Source organism: Acetatifactor sp., from assembly GCF_982438285.1.
In genome coordinates this window covers 1-15,054 of sequence record NZ_CEWDFQ010000034.1, presented here as the reverse complement: position 1 = coordinate 15,054, position 15,054 = coordinate 1, and the positions used below count along the sequence as shown (strand labels likewise).

Annotated in this window: 12 protein-coding genes; 11 read left to right on the top strand and 1 reads right to left on the bottom strand. The window is 50.8% G+C overall.

Features of this window, described 5'->3' with window-relative positions:
* The 8 genes from AC1WIP_RS03150 to AC1WIP_RS03115 form a co-directional block, all read left to right on the top strand.
* The coding region (locus AC1WIP_RS03150) for a hypothetical protein (protein WP_481140442.1) at positions 1–486 on the top strand (486 nt) is incomplete at its 5' end.
* A 16-nt stretch (positions 487–502) separates the two neighbouring features.
* The gene (locus AC1WIP_RS03145; RefSeq protein WP_481140441.1) at positions 503–1,099 is read left to right on the top strand and encodes a TetR/AcrR family transcriptional regulator; all 597 of its coding nucleotides are present in this window, start codon (positions 503–505) and stop codon (positions 1,097–1,099) included.
* Between the two features lie 69 nt (positions 1,100–1,168).
* Complete coding sequence (locus AC1WIP_RS03140) at positions 1,169–4,966, top strand: phosphoribosylformylglycinamidine synthase (protein ID WP_481140440.1); 3,798 nt, start codon at positions 1,169–1,171, stop codon at positions 4,964–4,966.
* A gap of 55 nt (positions 4,967–5,021) precedes the next feature.
* Entirely contained in the window at positions 5,022–6,257 is a 1,236-nt protein-coding gene (locus AC1WIP_RS03135) for an EAL and HDOD domain-containing protein (RefSeq protein WP_481140439.1), read from the top strand.
* A gap of 3 nt (positions 6,258–6,260) precedes the next feature.
* Complete coding sequence (locus tag AC1WIP_RS03130; protein WP_481140438.1) at positions 6,261–6,731, top strand: LURP-one-related/scramblase family protein; 471 nt, start codon at positions 6,261–6,263, stop codon at positions 6,729–6,731.
* Between the two features lie 95 nt (positions 6,732–6,826).
* A complete protein-coding gene (locus AC1WIP_RS03125; protein ID WP_481140437.1) occupies positions 6,827–7,429 on the top strand; it encodes an ECF transporter S component in 603 nt (200 codons plus the stop codon).
* A gap of 85 nt (positions 7,430–7,514) precedes the next feature.
* A complete protein-coding gene (locus tag AC1WIP_RS03120; protein ID WP_481140436.1) occupies positions 7,515–8,453 on the top strand; it encodes a DUF4474 domain-containing protein in 939 nt (312 codons plus the stop codon).
* On the top strand, positions 8,450–9,373 hold the full coding sequence (locus AC1WIP_RS03115) for a metallophosphoesterase (protein ID WP_481140435.1): 924 nt from the start codon (positions 8,450–8,452) through the stop codon (positions 9,371–9,373). Before AC1WIP_RS03120 ends, AC1WIP_RS03115 begins: the two co-directional genes overlap by 4 nt.
* On the opposite strand, the gene AC1WIP_RS03110 is transcribed toward AC1WIP_RS03115, so the two are convergent.
* Positions 9,322–10,485 (bottom strand): alanyl-tRNA editing protein, encoded by a 1,164-nt coding sequence (locus AC1WIP_RS03110; RefSeq protein ID WP_481140434.1) that lies wholly within the window; start codon positions 10,483–10,485, stop codon positions 9,322–9,324. The two genes, AC1WIP_RS03115 and AC1WIP_RS03110, sit on opposite strands and share 52 nt — an antisense overlap.
* 184 nt (positions 10,486–10,669) lie before the next feature.
* Between AC1WIP_RS03110 and AC1WIP_RS03105 the strand changes: the two genes are divergently transcribed.
* From AC1WIP_RS03105 to carB, 3 genes are all read left to right on the top strand, one after another.
* The gene (locus tag AC1WIP_RS03105) at positions 10,670–11,593 is read left to right on the top strand and encodes a hypothetical protein (RefSeq protein WP_481140433.1); all 924 of its coding nucleotides are present in this window, start codon (positions 10,670–10,672) and stop codon (positions 11,591–11,593) included.
* 187 nt (positions 11,594–11,780) lie between these two features.
* Positions 11,781–12,968: a carbamoyl phosphate synthase small subunit gene (locus AC1WIP_RS03100; protein ID WP_481140432.1), complete on the top strand. Its 1,188-nt coding sequence runs from the start codon at positions 11,781–11,783 to the stop codon at positions 12,966–12,968.
* Between the two features lies 1 nt (position 12,969).
* Positions 12,970–15,054: carbamoyl-phosphate synthase large subunit (gene carB, locus AC1WIP_RS03095; RefSeq protein WP_481140431.1), on the top strand; the 2,085-nt coding region annotated here is incomplete at its 3' end.

Here is a 15,054-nt window from a genome sequence, read left to right as displayed (position 1 = left end):
GTTTTAATGGGAGGTGCAGTGATGGAGGACTCTTTAGAATATCGGCAGCGGCTTTTGCAGGAGTATAAGCGGGCAGCAATGCCGCTTTTTCGTTATCTGCCCTGGCTGGAAAAAAGTGCGGGCACACAGGCCAGCTCTATTTACCGGGGACAGGATATCGGGGCGCACTCCATCGCCTTTCCGGTGTACGATGCAACGCTTTTAAGCTTTATAAAAGAGGTGTCGGGTTCGTCTCTTATGGACCGCAATTACCGTTACATATATACCCGCAACCGGATACAGAGCCATGAGGACGAAAGACGCCTCATCAAGAGAGCGGGCTGGAGGGACTGGGACGTCCTTAAAGGAATTCTCTCTTATTACGTGCTGGGCGGCAGAACCAAGGCTGTGCTTTGGAGCCAGGCTGTTTCTGAGGGGATTTTTTTCCTTGTTTTGGAGAAGATGAAGGAGATCATAGAATACTGGGACAAGCCCTTTGACTGCTGATGGAAGGAATACGGGAATGGGAGAAAAATCGGTACAGAAGAAGAAATATATTTTGGAAACGGCCAGAAGAGTGTTCGTGGAGAAGGGCTTTAAAAAAGTGACTATGAAGGATATCGTGGAAGCCTGCGGCATCAGCCGGGGCGGGCTGTATTTGTACTTTGACAGCACAAGCCAGATATTTATGGAGGTTATGCGGCTGGAAACCGAGGAGGCGGACGATGTGTTTTCCGACAGCATCGCGGAGGACGCCACCGCGGCGGACATTCTGATTTTGTTTCTTAAGGAACAGAAAAAAGAGCTTCTGCGAAAAAAGGATACGCTTACCCAGGCCATTTATGAATTTTATTTTGAGCACGATCTGCCGAAGAAGGATAATATTCTCAAGAAGCAGTTTGATTCTGCGGTGAAAATCATCGAAAAGCTCATTGAGGCCGGCGTGGAGAACGGTGAATTTTACTGTGAGGACTGCAGGGGAACGGCCCGCAACATTATGTTTGTGCTGGAAGGGCTGAAAATATCCGCCCAGACCATTGGCATTAAGGCGGAGGCAGTAGACCGGGAGATTTTTTTTATCCTGAGAGGGCTTGGGGTGGAGTTAGAAGAAGAACCGTAACAGCTTTCCATTGTGCGAACGTGGAATTCGGTGTATTATAAAACATATTTTACTTTTGGAGGATTCAGCATGGGCAACGTAAGACGTATCTATGTAGAAAAGAAGGAACCTTTTGCGGTCAAGGCGAAAGAGCTGCATGAGGAGCTGAAAAATTATCTGGGCATAGACACTAAAGAGGTGAGGGTGTTTATCCGATATGATGTGGAAAATATTTCGGATGAAGTGTTTGCACAAGCCTGTAAAACCGTGTTTTCCGAGCCGCCCGTTGACTGCCTGTATGAGGAGACCATAGAGATTCCAAAAGACGGCAGAGTGTTTTCTGTGGAATATCTGCCGGGACAGTTTGACCAGAGAGCGGATTCCGCGGTGCAGTGCGTGAAATTTCTGGACGAAAATGAAGAGCCCATCATTAAAACGGCGGTCACCTACCTGATCAGGGGCGATATGGATGAAGAGGAATTTTCCAGGATCAAGGCATACTGCATCAATCCTGTGGACTCCAGAGAGACGGATATGGTAAAGCCGGATACGCTGGTTTCTGTGTTTGATGAGCCGGCAGATGTGGCTGTACTCAACGATTTTCAGAATCTGGAGGAGGAGCGGCTCAGAGAGTTATATGATTCTCTGGGCCTTGCAATGACCTTCAAGGATTTTCTGCATATCCAAAAATATTTTCACGACGAGGAAAGACGGGATCCTACGGTGACGGAAATCCGGGTGCTGGACACCTACTGGTCAGATCACTGCCGTCACACAACCTTTTCTACGGAGTTAAAGAATGTGGAATTTGGGGAAGGGTATTACCGCTCTCCCCTTGAGACTACATATCAGAGCTACCTGGACACCAGAGAAGAGATTTTCGGGGACAGGGAGGATAAGTTTGTCTGTCTGATGGATTTGGCGCTCATTGCCATGCGCAAGCTCAAAAAGGATGGAAAGCTTGCGGATTTGGAGGAATCGGACGAGATCAACGCCTGCTCCGTGGTGGTGCCGGTGGAAATGGACTATGACGGCCAAAAGAGTGTGGAGGAATGGCTTGTGTTCTTTAAGAATGAGACGCACAACCACCCTACGGAGATTGAGCCCTTCGGCGGAGCGGCTACCTGTCTGGGCGGGGCCATAAGAGACCCCCTTTCCGGCAGAGGCTATGTCTATCAGGCTATGCGCGTAACGGGAGCGGCAGACCCTACCGTTCCTGTGTCGGAGACATTAAAGGGCAAGCTGCCCCAGAAGAAGCTGGTGCGGGGAGCGGCGTCGGGCTATTCCTCCTATGGCAATCAGATCGGACTTGCCACCGGTTATGTGAAGGAAATCTACCATCCCGATTACGTGGCAAAGCGAATGGAAATTGGAGCGGTTATGGGGGCCGCGCCCAGAAAGAATGTAATCCGTGCCTCGTCGGACCCTGGCGATGTGATTATTCTGCTGGGCGGACGTACCGGAAGGGACGGCTGCGGCGGTGCAACGGGGTCCTCTAAGGTGCACACGGAAAGCTCCATTGAAACCTGCGGTGCAGAGGTGCAGAAGGGAAATGCGCCCACCGAGAGAAAAATACAGAGATTATTCCGCCGCCCGGAGGTAAGCCGCCTCATCAGAAAGTGCAATGACTTTGGCGCAGGGGGTGTGTCAGTGGCCATTGGAGAGCTGGCGGACGGACTTTTGGTGGATTTGGATAAGGTGCCGAAAAAATATGCGGGTCTGGACGGAACAGAATTGGCGATATCTGAGTCTCAGGAACGTATGGCAGTAGTGGTGGCGCCCGGGGATGTGGAGGCCTTTCTTGGCTATGCCGGGGAAGAAAATCTGGAGGCGGTGCCTGTGGCTGTGGTGACAGAGGACCCCAGACTGGTATTAAAATGGAGGGGAAAGAAGATTGTTGATCTCAAGAGAGCCTTCTTAAACACCAACGGCGCCCATCAGGAAACCTCTGTAAAGGTGGACATTCCTTCCAAGGAGGACAACTATTTTGACAAATGGGCTGTGGAGGAGGTTGGAAAGCAGCTTGAGGCGGGAGATGTAAAAGCTGCCTGGCTTGCGCTTTTAAACGATCTGAATGTATGCTCTCAGAAGGGGCTTGTGGAGATGTTTGACTCCTCTATCGGCGCAGCCAGCGTGCTGATGCCCTACGGCGGCAAATACCAGCTTACGGAGACGCAGACCATGGTGGCAAAGCTCCCTGTTTTGAAGGGAAAGACAGATACCGTCACCATGATGAGCTGTGGTTTTGACCCGTTTTTGTCCTCCTGGAGTCCCTACCATGGAGCAGTTTACGCGGTGATGGAATCCATGGCAAAGATTGTGGCGGCAGGCGGCGATTTCCGGAAGATCCGCTTTACCTTCCAGGAATATTTCCGCAGGATGACCTCAGACCCTGAGCGCTGGAGCCAGCCCTTTGCGGCACTTTTAGGGGCATACGACGCTCAGATCGGCTTTGGGCTTCCCTCTATTGGAGGAAAGGACAGCATGTCCGGCACCTTCAATCAGATTGACGTGCCTCCTACCCTGGTTTCCTTTGCGGTGGATGTGGCAAAATACGGCGATATCATAACGCCTGAGCTGAAAATGCCGGGCAGCAGGCTGGTGTGCTTTGAGATTGATAAGGACGATTTCGATATTCCCATGTATGAGCAGGCGGCACAGCTGTATGGCGCCATTCATCAGCTGATGGAAAAGAAGGTTATATTGTCCGCATATGCGCTGGACGCCAGAGGGGCGGCTGCCGCGCTTTCCAAGATGGCCTTTGGAAATAAGCTGGGTGTGACGATAGAAAGTCATGTGACCACGGATGATTTGTTTGCAAACGGGCTGGGAGATATTTTGGCTGAGATTCCGGCGGATAAGCTTTCTCTGTTAGATGAAATGGATTTGGATTATACGGTGCTTGGCACAGTTACAAAGGAGCCGGAATTTGTATATGGCGATGTGCGCATTTCCATGGATGAAGCTTTGGAGGCGTGGGGTTCGCGGCTGGAAAAGGTATTTCCTGTCAAAGCAAAGAAGGGAAAGGAAGCCGTGGAAAGTCCTTGCTTTATGGCAGACAGCGTTCATGTGTGCAGACATAAGGTGGCAAAGCCCAAGGTGTTTATTCCCGTTTTCCCCGGAACCAACTGTGAATATGACAGCGCAAAAGCCTTTGAGCGGGCTGGCGCAGAGGTGGAGACAAGGGTATTTCGGAATTTGACCCCCGAGGATATCAGAGATTCCGTTGAGGTCTTTGAAAAAGCCATCGGCCAGGCGCAGATCATTATGTTCCCCGGCGGATTTTCCGCAGGCGATGAGCCGGATGGAAGCGCGAAGTTTTTTGCCACGGCTTTCCGCAACGAGAAGCTGAAGGAGGCGGTGCGAAAGCTTTTGGAGGAAAGGGACGGACTGGTTCTTGGAATCTGCAACGGCTTTCAGGCGTTAATTAAGCTGGGGCTGGTGCCCTGGGGAAAGATTGTGGGACAGAAGGAGGATTCTCCTACGCTGACCTTCAACACCATTAACCGCCATATTTCCAAGATGGTATACACTAAGGTGGTATCCAACCGTTCCCCCTGGCTCAGGGAGGCAAAGCTGGGAGGCGTTTACTGTAATCCGGCTTCCCACGGGGAGGGCCGCTTCGTAGCGCCTAAGGAGCAGTTAGAAAGGCTGTTGGCAAACGGCCAGATTGCCACTCAGTATGCGGATATGGATGGCAATGTATCCATGGATGAGGAATATAATGTAAATGGTTCCTACCTGGCTGTGGAGGGAATCACCTCCCCGGATGGAAGGATTCTTGGCAAAATGGCTCATTCTGAGAGAAGAGACGCTGCTGTGGCCATGAATATTTACGGGGAGCAGGACATGAGGATTTTCGAGTCAGGAGTGGCATATTTTCAGTGAGACAAAAGACTACTTAAGAAAGGGCGATAGACAGTCATCGTTGGGGTGAGTATATATGTTGGTTGCATTGATTCCTATGTTTGATGAAAATATGGCGGTGCGGGCTTATTCCATTTTTTCCCAAAAGGACAATTTTCTTTTGAATCCTATGCTTTTGGGTTCAGGGAGAAATGACGGCGCGGCCAGAATAGAGGGGCTTGAAGTAATACAAAGCATGGGCATTGAAACGCTGTCGGATGACAAGGAGGTTTTCGTGCCGATCACAAATATTTCTGTGTTTGTTGACATAGAAAGCGAGTGTGACGCGCCCCATGAGCGGATCGTGCTTTTGATTGATAACACCATTCCCCCTGTGGAAATGTATGTGAACCGTCTGCAGGAGTTAAAGAATAAGGGTTATAAGCTGGCCATCAGAAAGCTGAATGTCTCAGAATTTGAAGCCTACAGGCCCATTCTCAGACTGATGGATTATGTACTGTTAAATAACCGCAGAATCGCTATCGAAAAGGCAAAAATTTATTTCGGAAAGCTGTATCCCGGGGTAAAGCTCTGCGCCGGAAACATTGATTCTCAGGAGACCTTTGAAAAGCTGAAGGCAACGGGGGGCTATGAGCTTTACGAGGGCAGCTTTTACCGGGTGCCCATCACAAAGGGACAGACAGATGTGGCACCTCTTAAGGTAAATTATATCAAGCTGCTCAACACGGTGAACAATAATAACTTTGAGCTGACGGAGGCTGCGGATATTATCAGCCGAGACACGGCGTTAACCATTTCTCTGCTGAAAATGGTTAACAGGATGGCCGTCAATTCCGAGATAACCTCCATCCGGCATGCGGCGGCCATGCTGGGACAGCGGGAGCTGAAAAAATGGATCAATACGGCGGTGGTAAACGTGCTTTATGCCGACAAGCCCAATGAGATCACAAGACTTTCCCTGCTGCGGGCAAAGTTTGCGGAAAATCTGGCGCCGATTTTTGAGCTGGCCTTGAAGAAGGATGAGCTGTTTTTGATGGGTCTTTTTTCGGTGCTGGACGTAATTTTGGAGAAGCCCATGGAAGAGGCTCTGGATATTGTGCATGTGGTGGGAGAAATCAAGGATGCTTTGATTTACCGGAAGGGGAAGCTTGCTCCGGTGCTGGAATTTGTGGAGCAGTATGAGACAGCAAACTGGCAGGAGGTATCCAGGCTGATGATTCTGCAGAATCTTGGAATGGATGAGGTGACGGAAGCATATCTTTCCTCCCTGAAATGGTATCGTGAGCTGATGCGTACCGGAAAAGGGGACTGACCTATGAAAATGTTGTTTAAGCAAAGGCTTTTTTCCTGGCTGGACTCCTATGACGTTTACGACGAACAGGGCAGGATACTGTTTACGGTGGAGGGAAAGCTTGCCTGGGGGCACTGCCTGCATATCTTAAATCATGACGGGGTGCATGTGGGAACGGTAAAAGAAGTAGTGCTTACATGGCTTCCCAAATTTGAATTGTGGGCAGGCGAACGAAATCTGGGAGTTATTACCAAGGAGCTTACCTTTTTCTCTCCCAAATACCGGGTGGAATGCAACGGATGGCAGGTGGAAGGAAATTTCCTGGAATGGGATTATTCTATCAAAGCTGCAGACGGGGCAAGGGTGGCTTCCATCAATAAGGAGATATGGAATTTTACAGACACCTACACCATAGAGGTACCGGATGGAGAGAACGCTCTTTTGGCGCTCATGGTGGTTTTGGCCATTGACGCTGAGAAATGCTCCAGAAATTAAAGACATTATATCCTCCCTGCTGCAGGTTCTGCAGCTTTTTGGAGGAATAATAGTAAATAAAAAAGCAGCGCAAAATGCGCAGAAGGAGACAAAAAATGAAGAATAAGAAGACACTTGAGATGGTACAAATGGCTGTACTCATAGCGATTATTCTGATCATGGCGATCACACCGCTTGGGTACTTGAGGACCGGGGGCCTGGAAATTTCCCTGATGACAGTTCCGGTGGTGATTGGGGCCATGTCCGTGGGGCCGGGCTGCGGGGCCGTTCTGGGACTGGCCTTTGGGCTTACGAGCTTTTACCAGTGCTTCGGCATGAGTGCTTTTGGAGCGGCACTTTTAAATATAAATCCCGTTCTTACCTTTGTGGTGTGTGTGCCTACCAGGGCCCTTATGGGTTATTTAAGTGGTGTGCTGTTTAAGGCCATGTATAAGGTGGACAAGACAAAAACTGTGTCTTATTTTGCAGCAGCGCTTCTGGGGGCATTTATGAATACGCTGTTTTTCATGGGAATGCTGATGATCTGCTTTGGCAATTCGGATTATCTGCAGGATATGAACGCCTCTTTGGGGAATCTGAATGTGTTTGCCTTCATTCTGGCCCTTGCGGGAATCAACGGTCTTTTGGAAATGCCCTTGACCTGTATTGCCGGCGGCGCGGTGTCCAAAGCGTTAAGCCGTGCATTTCGTAAGGCATAAAAAGAAAAAACAGCTTATGTAAATCAGTACGAAAAGATACCTCATGGAATACAATATACCAAATGATTTGTTTGGCAGGTATTTCATGAGGTATTTTTATATTGGCCTGGGCGTGTTGATTTTGCTGCTTCTTTTGCTTTTCCTGATTTTCTGTGTTCGAAGAAAATGGGCAGAAAAAAAGGTCTGCAGGATGAGTACGGAAGAAAAAAGCGGGAAGCTCTGCGAAGCCCTTTCCGTGTTTGGATTTTGCTATAACGGCTGCGACGATACAGTAAGCTCCAGGATGTACTGCTGGCAGAGGCAGATGGGGTACTGCCGCTTTTTTGATGAGGCGGCTCCTTCCATGAACATGGTGTTTGAATGTGAGCCGGTGTACTTCAGCTATAATAAAAAGCGTTACCTGATCGAATTCTGGAAAGGACAGTATGGCTGTACCACAGGCGCGGAGATTGGTATCTATGTTCACAGAGGTGAAGTCTCCCTTCCTCCGGAAACGCTCTTTTACGAATGCGCCAGCGACGAGGAACGGCTTCCCATGCGGTTTGTGCTGTATCAGGACGGGGAGGTTATTCTGAGAAGAAGCTGTATCCATTGGTGGCTCACCGGGTTTGTGGTGGGGATGTTTTCCCAGTGCAGCCAGCTGCGAATGGAAATTGGTATCGGGTTTCCTGACAGACAGATGTGCCAGGCCTTTTACGAGGGGCTTAGGCGGATTGGATACAGTCCCAGGGAGATCCGGGTGGAACAGACCTGGGTCTATTTTTCCTTTGACAGGCCAAAGAGCAGCCAGCCCGGACTTTATTCCAGACGGAGTCTGCGGCGGATCAACAGGCGAAACCGCAGAAACTGCAGGCGCTATTTAAGACTCACGAGACCCTTTTGCAGCACCCTGGACAGAATCAGTTACCTTGCGCTCTGCTTTCCGCTTTTGTACCGCACAATCATAAAAATGGGCGTCAAATGTACGCCGAAGAAGCTGTGCCGGTGCAGAAAACGCCATGAAAAATGGAGAAAAAGAGGATGAACAAAAGACTTAAGGAGGCGTACCAACATGCAGAGCATATTTGGATAGATAAGGGAAGCAGACTGGTATGTATGAGCGACTGCCACAGGGGCGTGGGAAACAGAGGAGACAATTTTCTGCCCAATCAAAATATATTTCTGGCGGCCCTGGGGTATTATTATGACCTGGGATTTTCTTATATAGAGCTGGGCGACGGGGATGAGCTGTGGGAAAACAAGAAGCTTAACCGGATTGTGGACTTTCACAGCGATGTTTTTGAATTGATGGCCTGCTTTCACGCAGAAGGGCGTTTCCGGATGCTGTATGGAAATCATGACTGCAAAAAAAGGAAGGGAAAGTTTCTCAGGGCGCACTGCAGTCAATATTACTGTGACAGTGAGGACTGCCAAAAGGAATTGTTCCGCCACATACAGGCCCGGGAAAGTATTCTGCTTAAGGATCGGATTTCAGGACATGAGATATTGCTGCTGCACGGTCATCAGGGGGACTTAATGAACGATATTCTCTGGCCCCTGACAGCATTTTTGGTAAGATTCGTATGGCGGCCGCTGGAGCTTTTCGGTGTGTATGATCCCACCAGCGCGGCAAAAAATTATAAAAAGAGAAAAAAGACGGAGCGGAGGCTGGACCGCTTTGCAGGCAAAAATCAGATACTGGTTCTTGCCGGGCACACGCACAGGCCCCGGCTGCCCGATCCCGGGGAAAGCTTTTATCTCAATGACGGAAGCTGCGTGCACCCAAGAGGAATCACGGCCATGGAGATAGAAGGGGGCAGATTGACACTGGTGAGATGGAGTGTGATGGTGCGGCATGGGAGAAGTCTGTCTGTTGAGAGAACGGTGCTGGCGGGCCCGTTTTTTTGGGGGGACTATTGGAAAAATGCCCGGATGTCCAACTCTGGCGCGGAAATGCTTCCCTGAACCATGGGGGCGCTGCCTCCGCCTTTGGCCTGGAAGCGCTGACCAAGTCTCTGGGCCAGCTCTCTGCAGTCCCTGCCTGCGCTGCCGATGACATAACGGTAGCCTGATTTGTCATCTCCTGCAAAAATGGCGCAGAAGCCGGGATAATCTTTTGTGAGGGTATTTACGGCATTTCGCAGGGCGATATTGTCCAGATCACCTGTAAATAATACTACATGGTCTGTCTCCTTTGGCGAGGGGAGGTCCTTTATCTGCTGGGAAAGAAGCTTTGCCTGCAGCTGTCCTGCACGGGCCTTAAGAGCGGCATTTTCTGAAAGCAGCCGCTTTACGGCCTGGGGGGTGCCTTCCGGCCTGGCGGAGAGCAACGCGGAGATTTCTGAGACGGTGTCCTGCTTTTGGGTATAATCTGACAGCGCCCGGTTTCCGCAGAGAATCGTCACCCGGACGCCGCCCCGGTGGCTTTGGACGCTGGTAATTTTGATCAATCCGATCTGCCCTGTGGATTCCACATGAGGAGCGCAGCAGGCGCACATATCCACGCCGGGAATCTCCACAATGCGGACGTCTTTGTCCAATGCAATTTTGCTGCGGTAAGTCATTTGGGACAGGGCATCAGGAGAAGGGGTGGACACATGCACAGGCAGGTCGGCCCATACGGCCTGATTTGCCTGGACTTCAATGGCCCGCAGCTGTTCCAGGGACAGGCTTTTGTTAAAATCCAGAGTCACTTCCGAAAGCCCCAGGTGAAAGCCCACATTGTCATAGCCGTAATGCGTATTTACCAGTCCGGACAGGATGTGCTCTCCGGTGTGCTGCTGCATAAAATCAAAGCGCTGTGCCCAGTCTACCCGGCCCCTGACGGTGTGTCCCTCGGGAAGGGGAGCCTGCGTATAGTGATAGATGATATCGTCCTGAATCTGTACATCCAGAACCTTTTGTCCGTCCAGAAAGCCTGCATCTGCCACCTGCCCGCCCTCCTCCGGAAAGAAGGCCGTCTTGTCCAGTATGATCCGGTACCGCCCTGTTTTTTCCTCGGCGGCGCATTCCAGCACTTTGGCCTCAAATTCTGTCTGATGAATATCCTCATAATATATTTTGCGTGTCTTTTCCATTTTTTCCTCTCATTCTGCCGCATAAGCCCTTTTGTAATTGCTGCGTATTCAGCTTCAGTGTACTCCCGGGCGCACCATTTTGCAAGGAGGAATCGGGGACAAATAAATGGGGATTGACTTAAAACATACGTTGCTGTATAGTTTTCTAAACGATAGAAAAAGGATAAAGCTGGGAGGAATGAGGATGAAAAGAGCGTTACCCATTTTTTTGACGGCTGTGATGACAGCGGCTTTCCTGACGGCCTGCGGCGGTGACGGCCAGTCCGGGGAATCCGAAGCGGCGGCAGCGCAGGTGACGGAAGAAGCGGAGTCTGGGGCTTTTGATGAGACAGCAGCCTCTGATGAGACAACCACAGAGGGAGCCGCAGATGGAGCAGCTGACGGCATTGTTTCGGAAACAGTTCCAGCTGCTTCCCTGGAAACGGTACAAGAGGCGTTTCAGCCGGATATGTCCGATCCTTTTACGGAATTTGTGTATGCTCCTTACCAGTCGGAGCATGCCTTTGAGGACATTAACAGCGCAGAGGCTGCGGATACCTACAGACTAAGCCAGGGTGTGGAAAATGAAGGCACACAGACCCTGGAAGGAGGCGTAGAGCTGTATTTTACCGATACAGACAGCTGGGATCTGGAAACCGGAGAGAGCTATGACAGCATGTATCTGGAATTCAGGGGCACTGTGGACGGGAGCCAGATTTATACTTACTATTCCTATTCGGATACAGAGCTTGACAGCGTGGTGACTGACTTTGGGACTGTGAAGGATGCTTCCGGGGGGCTTGCGCCTGTGGGAGGCTTTGCAGATTACGCGGAGAAGTATAACTGCTTTACCATTGCGGACTTTTTCAAGGCCTTTGGCATGGAGGAGGAAGGGCTGATGACGGCTTTGGAGGAAAACGCCGTTTTATATGAAACCTCCTTTGACACGGAGCTTGGCACGGTGGAAGTGACTCTGGATGACTACACTATGAACGGTGTGAAAAACAGGCAGGCAGCTATTGATTTCCCTGACGGCTCGCCGTCACCCTGGAAGAAAATTCTGCTTTCCGAGTATGAGGATTCCATGGCTGTGCATGGCTGGACGGAGTTTTACCGGTGGATGTACTAAGCTTGGGAATGCTTGAAAGAAAGAATACGGTTTCGGGCCGGGTGACCGGAGGCCGTGTTCTTTTTTTGCAGCTGGGCGGCTTTTTTAAGGGAAAGCCGGGTATTGCCCGTGCATTCCTTTTGTGATATAATGAAGCGATTATGCAAAAGAACGTTTGGAAGCGCGAGAACGAAAAGAGAGGTAGAGTATGAAGGCATTTTTGGTGTTAGAGGACGGTACCGTGTTTGAGGGAACGCACATCGGCGCGGACAGGGAAGTAATCAGTGAAATTGTGTTTAACACATCCATGGCGGGATACCTGGAGGTGCTGACAGACCCTTCCTATGCAGGGCAGGCGGTCTGCATGACATACCCGCTGATCGGCAATTACGGTATCTGCAGAGAGGACATGGAGTCCTCAAGGCCCTGGCCGGACGGTTTTATTGTGCGGGAGCTTTCGCGCATTCCCAGTAATTTCAGAAATGACTGTACCATTCAGGCATTTTTGGAGGAGAACGGTGTGCCCGGCATCGCAGGAATTGACACCAGGGCGCTGACTAAGATTCTGCGGGAAAAAGGCACCATGAATGGCATGATTACCACCAATGAAAATTATTGTCTGGAAGAAATTCTTCCCAGATTGAAGGAATATACCACCGGGAAGGTGGTGGAGCGGGTAACCTGTAAGGAGAAGTATACAGTGGAGCCCACAACGGTTTTGGAGCAGAACGGTCCCTTATCCGGTGCTGCCCGCTTTGACAGGATAAGCTACGAGAGGGGTGTCAGAGAAAAAAGGCCTTCTCTGGTGCGGGAATTAAACGGCGCAGGCCTTCGGGTGGCGCTTTTGGATCTTGGAGCGAAGGAAAATATTGCACGTTCTCTGGCCCAGAGAGGCTGTGAGGTCACTGTGTATCCGGCCCTGACACCGGCAGAGGAGATCATAGAGGGGGATTACGACGGCATTATGCTGAGCAACGGCCCCGGGGACCCCAAAGAGTGCACCTCTGTGATCAGGGAAATCAAAAAGCTTTATGATACGGAGATTCCCATTTTTGCTATCTGTCTGGGACATCAGCTTATGGCCCTTGCCACAGGTGCGGATACCCACAAAATGAAGTATGGACACAGAGGCGGCAATCATCCGGTGAAGGATCTTGCCACGGGCAAGGTATATATTTCCTCTCAGAATCACGGTTATGTGGTGGATACGGACAAGCTGGACCCAAAGGTTGCGGTGCCTGCTTTTATCAATGTAAACGACGGTACCAATGAGGGATTGTCTTATACCAACAAGAATATTTTCACGGTACAGTTTCATCCGGAGGCTTGTCCGGGCCCTCAGGATTCCGGTTATCTGTTTGACCGGTTTATCAGTATGATGAAGGGAGAGAAGTAACATGCCAAAGAATCCAAATGTAAAACGAGTAATGGTAATCGGCTCCGGTCCTATCGTGATTGGCCAGGCAGCAGAGTTTGACTATGCGGGAACCCAGGCCTGCCGTTCCCTGAAGGAGGAGGGCGTGGAGGTTATATTGGTAAACTCCAACCCGGCCACCATCATGACGGACAAGGACATAGCGGACAAGGTATATATTGAACCTCTCACGGTAAAGGTTTTAGAGCAGATCATTGAAAAGGAAAAGCCTGACAGTATTCTGCCTACGCTGGGCGGACAGGCGGGCTTGAATCTGGGAATGGAGCTGGAGGAGTCGGGATTTTTGGCCTCACACGGCGTAAGGCTTCTGGGAACCACAGCGGCCACCATACGAAATGCCGAGGGACGTCAGGAATTTAAGGATCTGATGGAACGTATCGGCGAGCCCTGTGCGGCATCCAAGGTGGTGGAAAACGTTCAGGACGGCATTGATTTCACCAATTCCATCGGTTATCCTGTGGTGCTTCGCCCCGCCTATACCCTGGGCGGCTCAGGCGGCGGTATCGCCCATAACAGGGAGGAGCTGGAGGAAATTCTGGAGAATGGCCTCCGCCTTTCCAGAGTGGGCCAGGTGCTGGTGGAGCGCTGCATTGCCGGCTGGAAGGAAATCGAATATGAGGTGATGCGGGATAGCGCGGGCAACTGTATCACTGTATGTAATATGGAAAATATTGACCCTGTGGGCGTACATACGGGAGACAGCATCGTGGTGGCGCCTTCCCAGACCTTAAGCGATAAGGAATACCAGATGCTTCGCAGCTCTGCGCTGAATATCATCAATGAGCTGGAGATTACCGGAGGCTGTAATGTGCAGTTTGCACTGCATCCCACCAGCTTTGAGTACTGCGTTATTGAGGTAAATCCCCGAGTGAGCCGTTCCTCCGCCCTGGCCTCCAAGGCTACGGGGTACCCCATCGCCAAGGTGGCGGCCAAGATCGCGCTGGGCTACACCCTGGATGAGATCAAGAATGCAATTACCCACAAAACCTACGCAAGCTTTGAGCCTGCCCTGGATTACTGTGTGGTAAAGATTCCCCGTCTGCCCTTTGACAAATTTATCACCGCAAAGCGGACGCTGACCACCCAGATGAAGGCCACCGGCGAGGTGATGAGTATCTGCAATAATTTTGAAGGCGCGCTGATGAAGGCTATCCGCTCTCTGGAGCAGCATGTGGACTGCCTGCTTAGCTATGATTTCAGCGCTCTTTCCTACGAGGAGATCAAGGAGCGTCTGAAAATAGTGGACGATCAGCGCATCTATGTGATTGCGGAGGCCATCAGAAAGGGCGTAAGCTATGAAGAGATCCATGAGATCACCATGATCGACATCTGGTTCATCGATAAGATAGCGGTTCTGGTGGAGATGGAGCAGGCGCTGAAGAAGGGGCCTCTTACTGTGGAGCTTTTAAAGGAGGCAAAGCGCATTGAATTCCCTGATAATGTGATTTCCAGGCTTACGGACATTTCTGAGGCAAAGATCAAACAGATGCGCTATGACAACGGCATTGTGGCCGTGTATAAAATGGTGGATACCTGCGCGGCGGAATTTGCGGCTTCCACGCCCTATTACTATTCCGTGTACGGGGGAGAGAGCGAAGCGGTGGAAACAAGCGGCCGCAAGAAGGTGCTGGTGCTGGGCTCCGGCCCTATCCGCATCGGCCAGGGAATCGAATTCGATTACTGCTCCGTCCATGCCACCTGGGCTTTTTCCAAGGCCGGCTATGAGACCATCATCATCAACAACAACCCTGAGACTGTGAGTACGGACTTTGACATTGCGGATAAGCTGTATTTTGAACCCCTGACTGCGGAGGATGTAGAGTCCATTGTCAACATAGAGAAGCCGGACGGAGCCGTGGTGCAGTTTGGCGGACAGACGGCCATCAAGCTGACGGAAAGCCTGATGAAAATGGGTGTGCCCATTTTGGGAACAAAGGCAGAGGACGTGGACGCTGCCGAGGACAGGGAGCTGTTTGATAAGATTCTGGAGGAGACGCAGATTCCAAGAGCTGCCGGGGGAACCGTGTATACTGCAGAGGAAGCGAAG